General features: G+C 59.1%; 16 protein-coding genes. 9 read left to right on the forward strand and 7 right to left on the reverse strand.

The genetic code is table 11. The features are described 5' to 3' along the window. Positions 1 to 12 precede the first annotated feature (12 nt). From rapZ to RV1423_RS09070, 3 genes are all read right to left on the reverse strand, one after another. Positions 13 to 876 (reverse strand): RNase adapter RapZ, encoded by an 864-nt coding sequence (rapZ, locus tag RV1423_RS09060; RefSeq protein ID WP_034295583.1) that lies wholly within the window; start codon positions 874 to 876, stop codon positions 13 to 15. A 100-nt stretch (positions 877 to 976) separates the two neighbouring features. Continuing rightward, positions 977 to 1,915: an HPr(Ser) kinase/phosphatase gene (gene hprK, locus RV1423_RS09065; RefSeq protein ID WP_034295585.1), complete on the reverse strand. Its 939-nt coding sequence runs from the start codon at positions 1,913 to 1,915 to the stop codon at positions 977 to 979. Between the two features lie 87 nt (positions 1,916 to 2,002). Beyond that, positions 2,003 to 2,476 carry a PTS sugar transporter subunit IIA gene (locus RV1423_RS09070; RefSeq protein WP_034295587.1) on the reverse strand — a complete coding sequence of 158 codons (474 nt, stop codon included), beginning with the start codon at positions 2,474 to 2,476 and terminating at the stop codon, positions 2,003 to 2,005. Between RV1423_RS09070 and RV1423_RS09075 the strand changes: the two genes are divergently transcribed. After that, entirely contained in the window at positions 2,475 to 2,657 is a 183-nt protein-coding gene (locus tag RV1423_RS09075; protein WP_034295588.1) for a hypothetical protein, read from the forward strand. The genes RV1423_RS09070 and RV1423_RS09075 overlap by 2 nt on opposite strands. Before the next feature lie 6 nt (positions 2,658 to 2,663). Here the strand turns inward: RV1423_RS09075 and RV1423_RS09080 are convergent, their stop codons facing one another. The 3 genes from RV1423_RS09080 to ilvA all read right to left on the reverse strand — a co-directional run bounded on the left by RV1423_RS09080 (position 2,664) and on the right by ilvA (position 6,078). Beyond that, on the reverse strand, positions 2,664 to 3,266 hold the full coding sequence (locus RV1423_RS09080; RefSeq protein WP_034295589.1) for a hypothetical protein: 603 nt from the start codon (positions 3,264 to 3,266) through the stop codon (positions 2,664 to 2,666). Positions 3,267 to 3,667: 401 nt separating this feature from the next. Then, entirely contained in the window at positions 3,668 to 4,507 is an 840-nt protein-coding gene (queF, locus tag RV1423_RS09085; RefSeq protein WP_034295591.1) for an NADPH-dependent 7-cyano-7-deazaguanine reductase QueF, read from the reverse strand. A gap of 44 nt (positions 4,508 to 4,551) precedes the next feature. Beyond that, positions 4,552 to 6,078 carry a threonine ammonia-lyase, biosynthetic gene (gene ilvA / locus RV1423_RS09090; protein ID WP_034295593.1) on the reverse strand — a complete coding sequence of 509 codons (1,527 nt, stop codon included), beginning with the start codon at positions 6,076 to 6,078 and terminating at the stop codon, positions 4,552 to 4,554. Between the two features lie 254 nt (positions 6,079 to 6,332). On the opposite strand from ilvA, the gene RV1423_RS09095 reads away from it, so the two are divergent. Further along, entirely contained in the window at positions 6,333 to 6,824 is a 492-nt protein-coding gene (locus RV1423_RS09095; RefSeq protein WP_034295595.1) for a YqaA family protein, read from the forward strand. Here the strand turns inward: RV1423_RS09095 and RV1423_RS09100 are convergent. Next, entirely contained in the window at positions 6,816 to 7,748 is a 933-nt protein-coding gene (locus RV1423_RS09100; protein ID WP_081768758.1) for a ZIP family metal transporter, read from the reverse strand. The two genes, RV1423_RS09095 and RV1423_RS09100, sit on opposite strands and share 9 nt — an antisense overlap. Before the next feature lie 370 nt (positions 7,749 to 8,118). Here RV1423_RS09100 and RV1423_RS09105 point away from each other — a divergent pair, with 370 nt between their 5' ends. The 7 genes from RV1423_RS09105 (at position 8,119) to ubiB (ending at position 17,140) form a co-directional block, all read left to right on the forward strand. Then, complete coding sequence (locus RV1423_RS09105; RefSeq protein WP_034295599.1) at positions 8,119 to 12,129, forward strand: FAD/FMN-binding oxidoreductase; 4,011 nt, start codon at positions 8,119 to 8,121, stop codon at positions 12,127 to 12,129. 2 nt (positions 12,130 to 12,131) lie between these two features. Beyond that, on the forward strand, positions 12,132 to 12,566 hold the full coding sequence (locus RV1423_RS09110; RefSeq protein ID WP_034295601.1) for an HIT family protein: 435 nt from the start codon (positions 12,132 to 12,134) through the stop codon (positions 12,564 to 12,566). An 89-nt stretch (positions 12,567 to 12,655) separates the two neighbouring features. Beyond that, on the forward strand, positions 12,656 to 13,072 hold the full coding sequence (locus RV1423_RS09115) for a gamma-butyrobetaine hydroxylase-like domain-containing protein (RefSeq protein ID WP_034295603.1): 417 nt from the start codon (positions 12,656 to 12,658) through the stop codon (positions 13,070 to 13,072). Between the two features lie 81 nt (positions 13,073 to 13,153). Continuing rightward, positions 13,154 to 13,888: a bifunctional demethylmenaquinone methyltransferase/2-methoxy-6-polyprenyl-1,4-benzoquinol methylase UbiE gene (gene ubiE / locus RV1423_RS09120; RefSeq protein WP_034295604.1), complete on the forward strand. Its 735-nt coding sequence runs from the start codon at positions 13,154 to 13,156 to the stop codon at positions 13,886 to 13,888. A 36-nt stretch (positions 13,889 to 13,924) separates the two neighbouring features. Then, the gene (locus tag RV1423_RS09125) at positions 13,925 to 14,869 is read left to right on the forward strand and encodes a Tim44 domain-containing protein (protein ID WP_034295605.1); all 945 of its coding nucleotides are present in this window, start codon (positions 13,925 to 13,927) and stop codon (positions 14,867 to 14,869) included. Positions 14,870 to 15,002: 133 nt separating this feature from the next. Continuing rightward, entirely contained in the window at positions 15,003 to 15,569 is a 567-nt protein-coding gene (locus RV1423_RS09130) for an SCP2 domain-containing protein (RefSeq protein ID WP_034295702.1), read from the forward strand. Beyond that, positions 15,569 to 17,140 (forward strand): ubiquinone biosynthesis regulatory protein kinase UbiB, encoded by a 1,572-nt coding sequence (gene ubiB / locus RV1423_RS09135; protein ID WP_034295608.1) that lies wholly within the window; start codon positions 15,569 to 15,571, stop codon positions 17,138 to 17,140. Before RV1423_RS09130 ends, ubiB begins: the two co-directional genes overlap by 1 nt. Positions 17,141 to 17,160 lie beyond the last annotated feature (20 nt).

Consider the following 17,160-nt stretch of genomic DNA (forward strand, 5'->3'; position numbering starts at 1 on the left):
GGCGGTGTGGCTTCAACCAAGCTGGCGATGCCGCACGACGACGTTTTCGCGGGCGGAGAAATATTGCGCCAGTTGTTCGACGATATACACCGAACGATGCTGGCCGCCTGTGCAGCCGATGGCTATGGTGAGATAGCTGCGGTTGTCGCGTTTGAAGGACGGCAACCATTTTTCGACAAAGTTGCGGATATCGCCGAGCAATTCGTTCACCTCCGGCAGATTGGCAAGGAATTCGATCACCGGCGCGTCGCGTCCCGTCAGCGGCCGCAAGCGCAGGTCGTAATGCGGATTGGGCAGCACGCGCACGTCGAACACCAGGTCGGCATCGAGCGGCACGCCGAACTTGAAGGCGAACGATTCGAACAGCAGGGTCAGGCTGGCGCGATCGGTGTCGATCAGGTCGCGGATCCAGGCGCGCAGCTTGTTGGCGCTCAGGTTGGAGGTATCGATGACGTGGCCGAGCCCTTCGATCACGCTCAGCATTTCCCGCTCCTTGTGGATGCATTCGGTCAACGTCAGACGATCGGTCGGATTCTGGTCGGGCAGCAGACGATGCGACAGCGGATGGCTGCGGCGCGTTTCGGAAAAGCGCGTGATCAGCGATTCGGTCGTCGCGGTGAGGAAGAACACCTTGACGTCGTGGCCCTGGTCTTTCAGCAGTTGTATATCGGAGCCGAGGCCGGCCAGCGAATCGGCGCTGCGCGCATCGGTCGCCACGGCCATCGTATCGTCGCCTTCCTTGAGGCGGGTTTCCACGAGGCTGCATAACAAGGCCGGCGGCAAATTGTCGACGCAAAAGTAACCGGCGTCTTCCAGTACGTGAAGAGCCACCGATTTGCCGGAGCCGGAAATGCCGGTAATGAGAACGATACGCATGGGTATGATGATACCTCAACGCCGGGAATGGTTCAGTTTCCACTCAGTGTAAGGCGTGAGTTTCCTGCACTTGACGCGCAAGAGAGGCACTTTTACCCAGTTATTCGCCGTTCATCGCCTTGCGTTGGCGATCGATGAATTCCTTGAGCGTATCAATGCCGCGCAACTGCAGGATGGTGTTGCGCACCGCCGCTTCCAGCAGCACCGCGATATTGCGGCCGGCCGCCACGGGGATGACGACCTTGCGGATCGGCAAGCCCAGCACGTCTTCAAACTGCGCATCCAGCGGCAGGCGCTCGTAATTCTCTTCGAGCGTGCTGCGGCGGACCAGATGGACGATCAGCTTCAGGCGCATTTTGCGTCGTACAGCGGTCTCGCCGAAGATGGCCTTGATGTCGAGCAGGCCAAGGCCGCGCACTTCCAGCAGGTTTTGCAGCAGTGGCGGGCAGCGGCCTTCGATCATGTTCGGTGCGATGCGCGCGAACTCGACCGCATCGTCGGCTACCAGGCCGTGGCTACGCGAGATCAGTTCCAGGCCCAGTTCGCTCTTGCCCAGACCGGATTCTCCGGTAATCAGCACGCCCACGCCGAGCACGTCCATGAACACGCCATGCATGGTGATCTGTTGCGCCAGCTTCTTGGACAGGTAGACCCGCAGATAGTCGATCACCTGCGCTGCGGGTAGCGGCGTCGAGAACAGCGGGATGTTTTTTTCGTCGCAGATCGCCAGGATATCGGGCGGCGTAGCCAGACCTTGCGCAATGATAAAGGCGGGCGGTTCGCCGGCCACCAGTTCGGCGGTCTGGTAGGCGCGCGAGGTATTCGAAAGGCGTTGGTAGTACTCGGTTTCCTGATGGCCGAAAACCTGGATGCGGCCGGGGTGGATCAGGTTCAAATGGCCAACCTGGTCGGCAGCCGACGCAGCGTCGCCGGAGATCAGGCGTTCTCCGCCCGGAAAGCCGGCAAACCAGCCCAGTTGCAGCGATTCACGGTTTTCTTCATACAGTTGCTGTATCGATAATGCGGTAAATGCAGGCATGGTTCTCCGATTCCGATAAGGCGGTAAATGGTGGCGATGGTTGCGGCCCGGCGCAAACGACGCTCGGGGCCGTCCGCGACGCTTTGATTAATTGGTTTTTTCCAGCGAAGGCTGCCATGTGACCAGGCGCGAATAAACGGAAGCCTGGTCCATATCGGTGATCAGTTCGTTGCGGAAGGCATTGTCCGAAAACATTTCGGCGATCTCGGACAGGATCTCCAGATGCTGTTGCGTCACGTTATCGGGAATCAGCAAGAAAATCAGCAGCTTGACGGGCTCGCCGTCAGGCGACTCGAACGGGATCGGATCGGCCAGGCGCATGAACAGCGCCAACGGCGCCTTCAACCCCTTGATGCGGCCATGCGGAACGGCAACGCCATGACCGAGTCCTGTCGAACCGAGACGTTCGCGGGCAAACAAGTTTTCGGAAACGGTAGAGCGGGCGATGCCGCTATTGTTTTCAAAGGTAAGTCCGGCTTGCTCGAATGCTCGTTTTTTGCTGGAGACTTCTAGATCCAGAATGACGTTCTCTGGGGACAGGATTTTTGCAAGATTTGTCATGACACAAAAGAAGGCGCTGGATAGGCTTTTGTGCAGGATTATAGGCTTCTTTATGAGTTACGCAATGAATTCCGTTGTTGCTAAAATGAAAATAATTCTGTTGCCGGAGGAAGCGGACAAGTCCCGGCGGCGAATACTGCTTTCCCTGCGTGGCAAGCCCGTTCTGGCGGAAAAGAGGTGATGAGAATCACATCTCTATACGGCCGAAAACCAACAATACGTCGCCGTTGTTTTTGTTGGACGACAGGCGCGGCACATAAGAGAACATGATCTTGGCTTTCTTGGTGCCGATCGACGCCAACGGCAGCGGCACGGGGAACGGGACGCCACCGAAATAATCCTGCCGGCTCATCAGCATCGCGGTGCCGCCGATGCCGACTTCCAGCGGTGTATGACCGATCGGGTATACCCACTCATAGGCATAGCCGGCCATGATTTGCGGATGGCGGTGCGAATCCTTGATGACGAAGCCATACAGCGATTCGTCGTTGCCGCGCTCATTGCGCATGGTTTTGCCGTAACCGAGGCCCCAGGCGTGCTCGTTCAGCTCATCCAGCTTTTCCTTGGTGTAGGTGCCGCGGCCGTGGTGGGCCAGTCCCGACACGTAAATCGCGTCGTCGCCCTGGTCGACAATTTCGGATGCGTGGTTCTTGGCGGATTGCCACCAACTGGAATCGTCGCTCTGTTGCGCCATTGCCGGCAATGAGGCGCCGGCGATGGTCAGGATGAAAACACCCGCGAGCGCAGCGCGGCTCGGGACGGAAAGAAAGGAAGGAAATAATTGATTCATGTTTTTCTTGGCTGTTGACAGGTCGATTGCAATTGGCGCGGCATGCCGGAAGAAAGTTGACCAGACTACTTCCTCGCCATGAAAAAAGACGTGGTTATGCCCTTGTGAGGCACAGGATCTGCTGCAAGCAATACACGGTTGCTGAAGATATCCAGAAACAAGGTGTCCGGATGAAGCGGCGCGAACGCCATGCGAGTCAGGTGTCAACCCGGCAAGGCTTGGGCCTAACTGCTTAACCACGACTGTGACAAGATCATGCCGTAAGAAGTTTTATGCGATGAAGGGAAATGGTTTCAAAATGTTGCGGAAACATGTTGCCTTGAATGGCATTTCCAGGAACCGCCTGAGCTGGGCGCCGGCCGGTGCCGTGTTAGGGTTTTGTAACAAATAATTTCGTTGTGCTATTGGCGGGCGTTGCGCAGGTTCGATGGAGGGCGTGCGGCAGAAAAATTGCTGCGCCATGGATTGATATCCAATCCGCCGCGGCGCGTGTAGCGCGCATAGACCGAGAGTCTCTGCGGTTGGCATTGGCGCAGCACGTCGACGAAGATGCGTTCCACGCATTGCTCGTGGAATTCGTTATGTTCGCGGAAGCCGATCAGATACTTCAGCAGCGCTTCCTGGTTGATCGGTGCACCGACATAGTGGATCTGCACGCTGCCCCAGTCCGGCTGGCCGGTGACCGGACAGTTGGATTTGAGCAGATGAGACAGCAACGTTTCTTCCACCTCAGCTTCGTTGTGATTGGCCGACAGCAGCGACGGATCGGGGTGATGATCGACGACCTCGATATCCAGCCGGTCCAGCAGCAAGCCGGCGAGTTCGCCCATCTGCAGGCTGGAAAACGCACCCGGCTCGGTCAGTGTGATTTGCACGCCGGCGCCGGCGGCGGCCGACAAATCCTTTTGCAGCATGGCGATCAGCGTTTGCGGGCTGTCTAGACGGGTTTGGTTGAACGAGTTCAGGTAGAGCTTGAACGACTTCGATTCGATGATGTTGGCCGAATCGGCCGGGATCATGAATGTGGCGATCGCGATTTGCGGCTTGCCGCGCTGGTTCAGCCACGACACTTCATACGCGTTCCAGATGTCGACGCCGAAGAACGGCAGCGTGCCTTGCAGACCGAGTTCTTCACGCTTGGGCTGGCGCGGAATCGGGAACAACTGCGCCGGATCGTAAGTGCCCGGATAGGCGGACGCTTTGCCCAGCGGCGAGGTGTCGGGTGAATTAACGTGCATCATGGTCGTGCTCTCTGAATCGCTTCAATTTCTTTGCTGACGCTTGTTTAGCCGAGGAACAGTTTGTACAGCGGGTTCTTGCTCTCATCCCAATGGCGGTAGCCGAGATTGTCGAGGAAGGAGCGGAAAGTCTTCATCTCTTTCTTCGGCACTTGCAGGCCGACCAGAATGCGGCCGACGTCGCCGCCCTGATTGCGGTAGTGGAACAGGCTGATGTTCCAGTTGGGATTCATGTTGTCGAGGAAGCGCATCAACGCGCCCGGACGCTCCGGGAATTCGAAGCGGTATAACAATTCGTCCTGAGCGAGCGCGCTCTTGCCGCCGACCAGATGGCGGATGTGCACTTTGGCGAGTTCGTCGTGGGTCAGGTCGAGCGTGCTGAAGCCGTTCTTCTCGAAGCTCTTGGCAATCCTGGCCGGTTCGTCGATATTGCTGGTCTGGATGCCGACGAAGATGTGCGCGGATTTCTCGTCGCTGATGCGGTAGTTGAATTCGGTCACGTTGCGCGGACCGACGACTTCGCAGAAGCGTTTGAAGCTGCCGCGTTCTTCAGGAATCGTGACGGCGAAAACGGCTTCGCGCGCTTCGCCGACGTCGGCCATTTCGGCGACGAAGCGCAAGCGGTCGAAGTTCATGTTGGCGCCGCAGGCGATGGTGATCAGCGATTCATTCCTGATCGGCTTCTTGCTGTCCTTGGCGCGCTCGATATAGGCTTTGGCGCCGGCCACCGACAGCGCGCCGGCTGGCTCGACGATGCTGCGCGTGTCCTGGAAGATGTCCTTGATCGCGGTGCAGACGGCGTCGGTGTCGACGATGATGATGTCGTCGACCAGTTGTCTGGCGATGCGGAAGGTTTCCTCGCCGACCAGCTTGACGGCGGTGCCGTCGGAGAACAGGCCGACATCCTGCAAGGTGATGCGGCGGCCGGCCTTGAGGCTGCGCGCCATGGCATCGGAGTCTGCGGTCTGCACGCCGATGATCTTGATGTCGGGGCGCACCGCCTTGACGTAAGCGGCCACGCCCGAGATCAGGCCGCCGCCGCCGATGGCGACGAAGATGGCGTGGATGGGATCGGGATGCTGGCGCAGGATTTCCATACCAATCGTGCCCTGGCCGGCGATGACGTAAGGATCGTCGAACGGATGGACGAAGGTCAGTTTGAGTTTCTTTTCCAGCGTCAGCGCGTGGTTGTAGGCGTCGGTGAACGAATCGCCGAACAGCACGACTTCGCCGCCGCGGGCCTTGACGGCTTCGATTTTCACTGTCGGCGTGGTGGTCGGCATCACGATCACCGCGCGGCAGCCGAGCTTGGCGGCAGACAGGGCGACGCCTTGCGCATGGTTGCCGGCGGAAGCGCAGATCACGCCGCGCTTCAATTGCGCAGGCGTGAGATGGGCCATCTTGTTGTAGGCGCCGCGCAGCTTGAAGCTGAACACGCTTTGCATATCCTCGCGCTTGAAATAAATGCGATTTTCCATCCGTTGCGACAACGTGTTGGCAATTTCCAGCGGCGTTTCCTGGGCAACGTCGTAGACACGGGCAGTGAGGATTTTTTGCAGATAATCGGTGGTCATGGTCGGCTAAATGGCACAAATGGCACAGTTTGCGCAGTGCGGGACTGCGATCTTTGCGCCGTCTTGCCGTTCAAAACGAAGGCAAGACAGGGGCGCGGCGAACTGATCATTATAATGGAGGCCGCCGAAAGGCTTATATCCGTGCGCGGATACCGCCTGTGAGAGACTCCGGAATCGTTGAAAAATCGTCTCTTGCTGCTGTCCGGGGTCAACTCTTCTCCGACTCTCCTTAATCTTCCCTGTGCCTATCTTGCATGATTGAATCCGCCGTTTTGTGGTTATTGAATGTCCTTGCCGTGCCGACGGTGGGACTGACTTCCGTCTTCGTCATCAGTTTTGTTTCGGCAACCCTCCTGCCATTGGGATCGGAGCCTGCGGTATTCGCGGTGATCAAGGCCAATCCGGAGATGTTCTGGCCGGTGATCCTGGTGGCCACGGTCGGTAATACGCTGGGTGGAGTGGTCGACTATTGGATGGGATACGGCGCCAAGCAGACGTTTGCGAAGGAGCGCCGCAGCCGCTGGTTCCACTGGCTGGAGCGATTCGGCGCCAAGACCATGCTGCTGTCCTGGTTGCCGGGCGTGGGCGATCCGATCTGTACGCTGGCGGGCTGGCTCAGGCTGCCGTTCTGGCCGTCGGTGTTCTACATGGCGATCGGCAAGTTCCTGCGCTACATCTTCATGACCTGGATGCTGCTGAACGTGCCGGACGGTTTCTGGCGCAGCGTCGCCCACTGGCTAGCCTAGCAAGGTGTCGAGTAGCATCATCGTCACGAAACCGGCCAGCAGGCCTAGCGTGGCTTGCGTTTCATGTCCCTGGCGATGCGACTCCGGAATCACTTCGTGGCTGATCACGAACAGCATGGCGCCGCCGGCTCCGGCCAGCGCCCACGGCAGCGCGGTCGCTGAAACGCCGGTTGCCAGCGCGCCCAGCATGCCGCCGACAGGTTCCACCAAGCCAGACAGAATCCCGGCCCCGGACGATTTGAGCGGGGAATATCCCAGCGTGCGCAAGGCCAGCGCGACGACCAGGCCTTCGGGAATGTCCTGGATGCCGATGCCGGTCGTCAGGGCAATCGCTTTACCCATCTCGTCGCCGCCAAAACCCACGCCGATGGCCAGACCTTCCGGGAAATTGTGGATCGTCACCGCCATCACGAACATCCAGATGCGGCTGGTGCGCGTAGTCTCGATCGATGGGTTGGGCGCGATGAAATGCTGATGCGGCACCAAGTGGTTGATCGCCAGCACGAACAGGCTGCCCAGCATGATGCCGGTGGCGGTCAGCAATACCGCGCCGGTCTTGGCGTAGCCGAGCGCCTGGGCCTGATTCATGGCCGGAATGATCAGCGAAAACACGCTGGCCGCCAGCATGATGCCGCCGCCGTAGCCAAGCAGCATGTCTTGTGTGCGCTCCGAAATGCGCCGCGTGAACAGCACGCCAAGGGCGCCGAGCGCGGTCAGCCCCGCTGCGGCGGAAGAGCCAAGCAGTGCCAGCCTGACCTCGGGATGGCTGAGAAAAAAGGCATGCAAGCCTTCATAGGATTTGACCAGAATGAAGACTGCTCCGATCGTCAGCATGGCGATCTGGCGCAGGTGGAGCCGGAAGCCGGAACGGGTGGCAGGTGTCGGCTCGACAGGAAGTTGTTCGCGCAATTGGGCTTGTATCATGGCAGTCATCCTTGTTGTGGATTGGCGGATGGCTGTCCTGTTAAGCCTTGCACTCGGCGTATTCGGCGAGGGTGATGGCTAGATTTTCCAGAAATTCGGTGATCAGTAATTGCAACATAGCATTCTCCAGGGGCTGAGGGAAGGTCTTGACGACTGAATAATAAATTTAAATAATCGATTTTTAAAAATTGATTGTATTTATTGATTTGATAGATGAGCTTGTGTTGCAATACGGAAATTGCTCTAATTTCAATGAATTGCTACAAATAAGAAGCATTTCTTATTGTTCTGCCAAAAGTAAGGGCATTGCCTCGCGCGTTGCGGCAATAAGATAAAATGCACATCCGGCAGCAGATTTTTTTCAAAATTAATGAACGCCCCCGCAAAAATCCAGGCTTTGCTCACTGATGCGCCGCAAGGCGCCAGCCCCACGCGCTTGCGTGAAATTCCTTATAACTACACCTCGTTCTCCGATCGCGAAATCGTGATCCGCCTGTTGGGCGAAGACGCCTGGGGCGTGCTTGACGAGTTGCGCAGCAAGCGCCAGACCGGCCGATCCGCACGCATGTTGTATGAAGTGCTGGGCGATATCTGGGTGGTGCGCCGCAATCCGTATCTGCAGGACGACATGCTGGACAATCCCAAGCGTCGTGCCGCATTGATTGAAGCCTTGCATCACCGGCTGGCCGAAGTGGACAAGCGTCGCGTCGACGTCCATCAAGCTGAAGTCGCTGACGGCGATACAGCCGACGCCGCGCGTCGCAGCGCCAATGTGGAAGTGTTATTGAAGGCGGCACGCAAGGCGATTGCCGATTTTGGCGAGGAATTCAAGCAAACCTACGACCTGCGCAAGCGCGCCAACAAGGTGCTCGGCCGCTACACCGCCAAGGACAACATCAAGTTCGACGGCTTGTCGCGTGTCTCGCACGTGACCGACGCCACCGACTGGCGTGTCGAGTATCCGTTCGTCGTGCTCACGCCCGACAGCGAAGACGAAATGGCCGGCCTGGTCAAGGCCTGCATAGAACTCGGCCTGACCATCATCCCGCGCGGCGGCGGTACAGGCTACACCGGCGGTGCGATTCCGCTGACGCCGATGTCGGCTGTCATCAATACCGAAAAACTGGAGCAACTGGGCGCCGTCGAAATGGCCGTGCTGCCCGGCCTCGATACGCCATACGCGACGATTTATTCCGGCGCGGGCGTGGTGACCAAGCGTGTGTCCGATGCGGCCGAAAAAGCCGGTTTTGTGTTCGCGGTCGATCCGACCTCGGCCGAAGCATCCTGCATCGGCGGCAACGTCGCCATGAACGCCGGCGGCAAGAAGGCCGTGTTGTGGGGCACCGCGCTCGACAATCTTGCGAGCTGGCGCATGGTCGATCCGCAAGGCGACTGGCTTGAAGTCACGCGTCTCGACCACAACCTGGGCAAGATCCATGACGTCGAACTGGCGCGTTTCAGGCTTGAGTGGTCGCACCCCGGCGAAAAGGGCCAGAAGATGGAAGTCTTCAGGACCGAAATCCTCGAAATCGCCGGCCGCAAATTCCGCAAGGAAGGCCTGGGCAAGGACGTCACCGACAAATTCCTGGCGGGTTTGCCCGGCATCCAGAAGGAGGGTTGCGACGGCCTGATCACCTCGGCGCGCTGGATCCTGCACAAGATGCCGAAGCAGACGCGCACCGTCTGTCTCGAATTCTTCGGCCAGGCGCGCGATGCGATTCCGTCGATTGTCGAAATCAAGAATTATCTCGACGCCGAAACCAAAAAGGGCGGCGCCATCTTGGCCGGCCTGGAGCATCTGGACGAGCGCTACCTGCGTGCGGTCGGCTACTCTACCAAGTCCAAGCGCGGCGTGCTGCCGAAGATGGTGCTGATCGGCGACATCGTCGGCGATGATGAGAACGCCGTGGCGCAAGCTGCGTCCGAAGTCATCCGCATGGCCAACAATCGCGTCGGCGAAGGTTTCGTCGCGATCAGCCCGGAAGCGCGCAAGAAATTCTGGCTCGACCGTTCTCGCACGGCGGCGATCGCCAAGCATACCAATGCCTTCAAGATCAATGAAGACGTGGTGATCCCGCTCAATCGCATGGGTGAATACACCGACGGCATCGAGCGCATCAACATCGAACTGTCGATCAAGAACAAGCTGCAATTCCTCGGCGAACTGGATGCTTTCTTTGCCAAGGGCAACCTGCCGCTGGGCAAGAGCGACGATGCCGAAGGCGAGGACATCCCTGCCGCCGAAATGCTGGAAGACCGCGTGCATCAGGCGGAAATGCTGATCGCGCAGACGCAGGCGCGCTGGACTTATTTGCTGGCCAATCTGGACAAGCCCTTGGGCGCGGCCAAGGGCGAGTTGGCCGCGCTGGGCCTGGACCGGCTATTGCCGGTATTCGACCAGCGGCTGATCGAGCAACCGGACGCGAGCGTTTTCCATGTCGTGCAGGATCGCACCGTGCGCGTGTCGTGGAAACAGGAAATTCGCGCGCAATTGCGTCAGATTTTCAATGGCGGCGCCTTCAAGCTGATCCTCGACGAATGCAACGCGATCCACAAGCGCGTGCTGCGCGGCCGGGTATTCGTCGCGTTGCACATGCACGCCGGCGACGGCAATGTGCACACCAATTTGCCGGTCAATTCCGATCACTACGAAATGCTGCAGGACGCCCATCAGGCGGTGGCGCGCATCATGACGCTGGCGCGTTCGCTGGACGGCGTGATTTCCGGCGAGCACGGCATCGGCATCACCAAGCTGGAATTCCTGACCGAAGACGAGATCGGCGAATTCCGCGAGTACAAGAAGCGCGTCGATCCGGACGGCCGTTTCAACAAGGGAAAACTGCTCAACCTGCCCGGCATGGAAGCCGACCTGAGCAATGCCTACACGCCGTCCTTCGGCCTGATGGGCCATGAGTCGCTGATCATGCAGCAAAGCGACATCGGCGCCATCGCCAACAGCGTCAAGGACTGCCTGCGCTGCGGCAAGTGCAAACCGGTGTGCGCGACCCATGTGCCGCGCGCGAACCTGCTGTACTCGCCGCGCAACAAGATCCTGGCGACCTCGCTGCTGGTCGAAGCCTTCCTGTATGAAGAGCAGACCCGCCGCGGCGTCTCGATCAAGCATTGGGAAGAGTTCGAAGACGTGGCCGACCATTGCACCGTCTGCCACAAGTGCGTGACGCCTTGCCCGGTCGACATCGACTTCGGCGACGTGTCGATGAACATGCGCAACCTGTTGCGCAAGATGGGCAAGAAGTCCTTCAATCCCGGCACCTCGGCGGCGATGTTCTTCCTCAACGCCACCGATCCGGCCACCATCAACGCCACGCGCAAGGTGATGACCGATTGGGGTTTCAAGGCGCAGCGTCTGGGCAACGACATCCTGAAGAAGTTTGCCAAGAAGCAGACGCAAAGACCTGCGGCCACGGTCGGCAAGGCGCCGATCAAGGAGCAGGTGATCCACTTCATCAACAAGAAGATGCCCGGCAACCTGCCCAAGAAGACGGCGCGCGCCTTGCTTGATATCGAAGACGACAAGATCGTGCCGATCATCCGCGATCCGAAGACGACCACCGCCGATACCGAAGCGGTGTTCTACTTCCCCGGTTGCGGTTCGGAGCGCCTGTTCTCGCAAGTCGGCCTGGCCACGCAAGCGATGTTGTGGAACGTCGGCGTACAGACCGTATTGCCGCCAGGTTATCTGTGCTGCGGTTATCCGCAGCGCGGCAGCGGCGATTATGACAAGGCCGAGAAGATCATCACCGACAACCGCGTGCTGTTCCACCGCATGGCGAACACGCTGAACTACCTCGATATCAAGACCGTCGTGGTGTCCTGCGGCACCTGCTACGATCAGTTGCAGGGGTATGAGTTCGAAAAGATATTTCCGGGTTGCCGCATCATCGACATCCACGAATATCTGCTGGAGAAGGGCGTGCGTCTGGAAGGAGTGACCGGCACCCGTTACATGTACCACGATCCTTGCCACAGCCCGATGAAACTGCAGGATCCGCTGAAGACCGTCAATTCGCTGATCACCACCGTCGACGCGCAAAAGATCGAAAAGAACGATCGCTGCTGCGGCGAATCGGGCACCTTCGGCGTCTCCCGTCCGGACGTCTCGACCCAGGTGCGTTTCCGCAAGGAAGAAGAGATGCGCAAGGGCGCCGACAAGGTGCGCGCGGACGGTTTCACCGGCGACGTCAAGATCCTGACTTCGTGCCCGTCTTGCTTCCAGGGTTTGTCGCGTTACAACGAAGATTCCGGCACCACCGCCGACTACATCGTGGTCGAAATGGCCAGGCATCTGCTCGGCGAAAACTGGTTGCCTGACTATGTTGCGCGCGCCAACAACGGCGGCATCGAACGCGTGCTGGTGTAAGCATGGCCAACGTATGCGACTTGTGTGACGGCGACGGCGGCCAGTTGGTGTTCAAAAACGACAGCTATCGCGTCGTGCTGGTCGACGAAGCCGCTTATCCCGGCTTCTGCCGCGTGATCTGGAATGGCCATTTCAAGGAAATGACCGACTTGTCGCCGGCTGATCGTAGCGCGCTCATGAATGCGGTGTGGGCGGTCGAAGCTGCCGTGCGTGAAGTCATGCAGCCGGAAAAAATCAACGTCGCCAGTCTCGGCAACATGACGCCGCACGTACACTGGCATGTGATTCCGCGCTATACCGACGATGCGCATTTTCCCAGTCCGGTCTGGGCCGAGGCCAAGCGTGAAAGCGCGGCGGCGACGCTGGAACAGCGTCGCGCGAAATTGCCGCAACTGCGCGCCGCGATCATGCGTCATCTGTCGTCGATGCCGTCCTGACGATCTTCCGAAAGACCGGAGCAGGCTTGCCTGTGAAGAGTAGAAGCCAAACCGCCGGCCTTCGTTTTACAGAATAGAAAGTGCAAGCAATGAGCTCCGGTCCCACGCCCGTATCCTTCAAAGTCCGCACGCAATCGCGCGTGATGGAAGTCGCCTTCGACGACGGCGCACAGTTTTCCATTCCGTTCGAGCTGCTGCGCGTGTATTCGCCCTCGGCCGAGGTGCGCGGGCACGGTCCCGGCCAGGAAACCCTGCAGACCGGCAAGCGCGATATCGGCATCGTCGGCGTCGAGCCGGTCGGCAATTACGGCATCAAACCGATATTCTCCGACGATCATTCCAGCGGTATCTTTACGTGGGAATACCTCTATCAGCTCGGCCGCGATCAGGATGCGATGTGGGAAACCTATCTGCAAAAACTGGAAGCGGCCGGTTTCACGCGCGACAGCGGCCGCGATCAGGACATGAGGGCGCAAGGCGGCAGCGCCTGCGGCCACCAGCACTGACCGGCATCGACTTTGCCGGGCCGGGCGATTTCACCTTGCCTCACCTTATATAATGTCGCATTACTTATTTCAGGTTGCCACATGACCAACACCACCCACTTCGGTTATCAGACCGTTCCTGAAGAAGACAAGGTACATAAAGTCGCCGAAGTCTTCCACTCCGTCGCAGCCAAGTACGACATCATGAACGACTTCATGTCGGCCGGCCTGCATCGCGTGTGGAAAGCGTTCACGATCGCCCAGGCCGGCGTCCGTCCCGGGTTCAAGGTACTCGATATCGCCGGCGGCACCGGCGACCTGTCCAAGGCGTTCGCCAGGCAGGCCGGCCCCACCGGTGAAGTCTGGCTGACCGACATCAACGAGTCGATGCTGCGCGTCGGCCGCGACCGTCTATTGAATAAGGGTACTCCGACCCCCACCTTACTGTGCGATGCGGAGAAGTTGCCGTTTCCCGACAATTATTTCGACCGTGTTTCAGTGGCCTTCGGCCTGCGTAACATGACGCACAAGGATGTCGCCCTGTCGGAAATGCGCCGGGTCCTGAAGCCGGGCGGCAAGCTGCTGGTGCTGGAGTTTTCCAAAGTATGGGAGCCGCTGAAGAAGCCTTACGACGTGTATTCCTTCTCGGTGTTGCCATGGCTGGGCAAGAAAATCGCCAACGATGCCGAAAGCTATCGTTATCTGGCCGAATCGATTCGCATGCATCCCGACCAGGAAACGCTGAAGAAGATGATGGAAGATGCCGGCCTGGAACGCGTGCAGTACCACAACCTGACCGCTGGCGTGGCCGCATTGCATACCGGTATTAAACTTTAAAATCAAATTCTGGAACCAATTTGCGTAGGAGCTTGTGTGAAAAAGTTATTCCTCATTCTGATGCTTGCCCTGACGACCATGACGGTCGCAATGTCGGGCGCTGAAGCCAGGCGTCTCGGCGGTGGCGGTTCTTTCGGCAAGCAATCGTCGAATTATTCCCGCCAGGCGCCGTCGTCTTCGCCGTCCTACGCTGCACCTGCCAGACCCGCAGCCCCGGCTGCAACTCCGCAATCGGTTCCGCCCAAGCCGGCCAGTCCATGGAAAGGCATCCTCGGCGGCGCATTGCTTGGTCTCGGCTTGGGCGCGCTGTTGTCGCACTTCGGCCTGGGCGGCGCCTTCGCGAGCATGATCAGCACCGTTTTGATGCTGGCCTTGCTGGCTTTCGTTGCGATGTTCCTGTTCCGCATGTTCACGCGCAAGAGTGGCGGCAGCAGCAATCCGGGAACTGGCTTCAATCCGCAGCCGGCTTATGCCAATACCGCGGAATCCTCGGTCTACACGCCTGAAATCGGTTCGCGCATCGGCCCGACCGGCGTGCAAGCGCCTGCGGCACTGCAAGGCAACGATTTCGGCGCCTCGGCTGCCCATGCACCGATCATCCCGTGGGGCATCCCGGCCGATTTCGACGTGGCCGGTTTTGTACGTACCGGAAAAACCTATTTCATCCGTCTGCAAGCTGCATGGGACAGGGCCGATATCAACGACATCCGCGAATTCACCACGCCGGAAATGTTCGGCGAATTGCGCCTCCAATTGCAAGAGCGCGGCAGCGCGCCGAACAACACCGACGTCGTGCAGATCGATGGCGAACTGCTCGGTATCGAGACCATCGGCAGCGACTATCTGGCAACCGTCAAATTTACCGGTTTGATCAAGGAAGCGCCCGATATGTCGGCGGAGCCGTTTGCCGAAATCTGGAACCTGTCGAAGCCGGTCAACGGCCCAGGCGGTTGGGTGCTGGCAGGCATCCAGCAGGTGTAAGCCTCAAACCGGCTTGAAGGCGTGAGCCTGGAGTCACTTGGCAGCGCCAAGAACTGTTAAACTTGAAACCGCCCGACTTTCTCTCGGGCGGTTTTCTTTTTTGATGCCGCACATTCCCATGCTTTCTTCCTTCATGCGCCCAGTTGCTGCCGTTATCAATCATTTGCTTGCCCAGGAACCCTGGGCGCAAGCCAGGCTGGTTGCACATCGCGACAAGACCGCCTGCATCGACGCCGGCCTTGCGCAACTGATGTTGACCGTCACCGGCGACGGCTTTGTCAGGAACGCCGCCGAGAATGCTGTGCCGGCCGTGACGATACATCTCAAGCTGTCCGATGTGCCGCTGATCCTCGCCAACCGTGAACGCGCCGTGTCCTACGTCAGGATCGAAGGCGATGCCGACTTTGCCAACGCCATTTCCCAGTTGAGCCAATCGCTGCGCTGGGATGCGGAAGAAGACGTCAGCAAGGTAGTTGGCGACATCGCCGCGACGCGCCTCGTGTCCGGCGCGAAATCCTTCCTTGCTGCGGCCCGGACGACCCAAAGGCAAGTGGCGGAAAACGTCGCAGAATATTTTTTGGAAGAACAGCCGATGCTGATCCGTCCGTATGTCATGAATGAATTTTCCGGCGATGTCGTCAAATTGCGCGACGACGTCGAGCGCCTGTCCAAGCGGATAGAGAAGCTGGAGCGCCGCTGATGCTGCTGCGTTCCCTGCGACTGTTCAAGATCGTGCGCGTAGCGATACGCTATGGCCTGGACGAGATCGCCATTTCCGGTTTCGACACGCCGCGCATCACGCGTTTTCTCAATGCGATTTTTTTCTGGCGCGACCTGTCGCGGCCGCGCGGAGAGCGCCTGCGCCGCGCGCTGGAAGACCTCGGGCCGATCTTCGTCAAGTTCGGTCAGGTGCTGTCGACGCGCCGCGATCTGCTGCCGCTGGATATCGCCGATGAATTGATGCGGCTGCAGGATCGCGTGCCGCCGTTCGATTCCGACCTCGCCATTGCGCAGATCCAGAAGTCGCTGGGCGCCCATCCCGATGCCTTGTTCGCCACGTTCGATCGCACCCCGATCGCTTCCGCTTCAATTGCCCAGGTGCATTTTGCGACGCTCAAGGACGGCACGGAAGTCGCCGTGAAAGTCTTGCGTCCCGGCATGCGCAACACCATCGACCACGACATCGGCCTGATGCACCTGGCTGCCGACTGGGTCGAACGCCTGTGGGCCGACGGCCGTCGGCTGAAAGCCAAGGATGTCGTCGCCGAATTCGACAAGTACTTGCACGACGAACTGGACCTGATGCGCGAGGCGGCCAATGCCAGCCAGTTGCGGCGCAATTTCGCCAACTCCGATCTGCTGATGGTGCCGGAGATGTATTGGGACTATTGCTCCTCGTCGGTGATTGTCATGGAGCGCATGCACGGTATTCCGATTTCCCAGACCGAGCGTTTGCGGGCGGAGGGCGTGGATCTGAGCAAACTGTCGCGCGACGGCGTTGAAATTTTCTTTACGCAAGTGTTCCGTGACGGTTTCTTCCATGCCGACATGCATCCGGGAAATATCCTGGTCTCGACCGCGCCGGCAACCTTCGGCCGTTACATTGCGCTCGACTTCGGCATCGTCGGCACGCTGACCGATTTCGACAAGGATTACCTGTCGCAGAATTTCCTGGCGTTCTTCCGGCGCGATTACAAGCGCGTGGCCGAGGCGCATATCGAATCCGGCTGGGCGCCGAAAGATACCCGGGTCGACGAGTTGGAGGCGGCGGTGCGCGCCTGCTGCGAACCGATCTTCGATCGTCCGCTGAAAGACATTTCCTTCGGCCAGGTGCTGCTGCGCTTGTTCCAGACTTCGCGCCGCTTCAATGTCGAAGTGCAGCCGCAACTGGTGCTGCTGCAAAAGACCTTGCTCAACGTCGAAGGCCTGGGACGCCAGCTCGATCCCGAACTTGACCTCTGGAAAACCGCCAAGCCCTATCTTGAGCGCTGGATGACAGAGCAGATCGGCTGGCGCGGTTTTGTCCAGCAACTCAAGATCGAAGTGCCGCGCTACAGCCGCCTGTTGCCGCAATTGCCGCGTCTGGCGCATCAGGCGCTGACCATGGCGACCCAGGCCAACAAGCACGAGCAGAATACCGAATTGCTGAAGAGACTGGTGGCCGAGCAGCGTCGCACCAACCTGTTGCTGGGGGTAATCGTCTATTTCGGCGGCGGTCTGATCGGCGGGATTATCGTGGTGCAGTTGCTGCTGCATTTCCTGCGCTTCTGACGGACAGGATTTCAGTGAAA

The organism is Herbaspirillum sp. RV1423 (genome assembly GCF_000577615.1).
GTDB lineage: Bacteria > Pseudomonadota > Gammaproteobacteria > Burkholderiales > Burkholderiaceae_D > Herbaspirillum.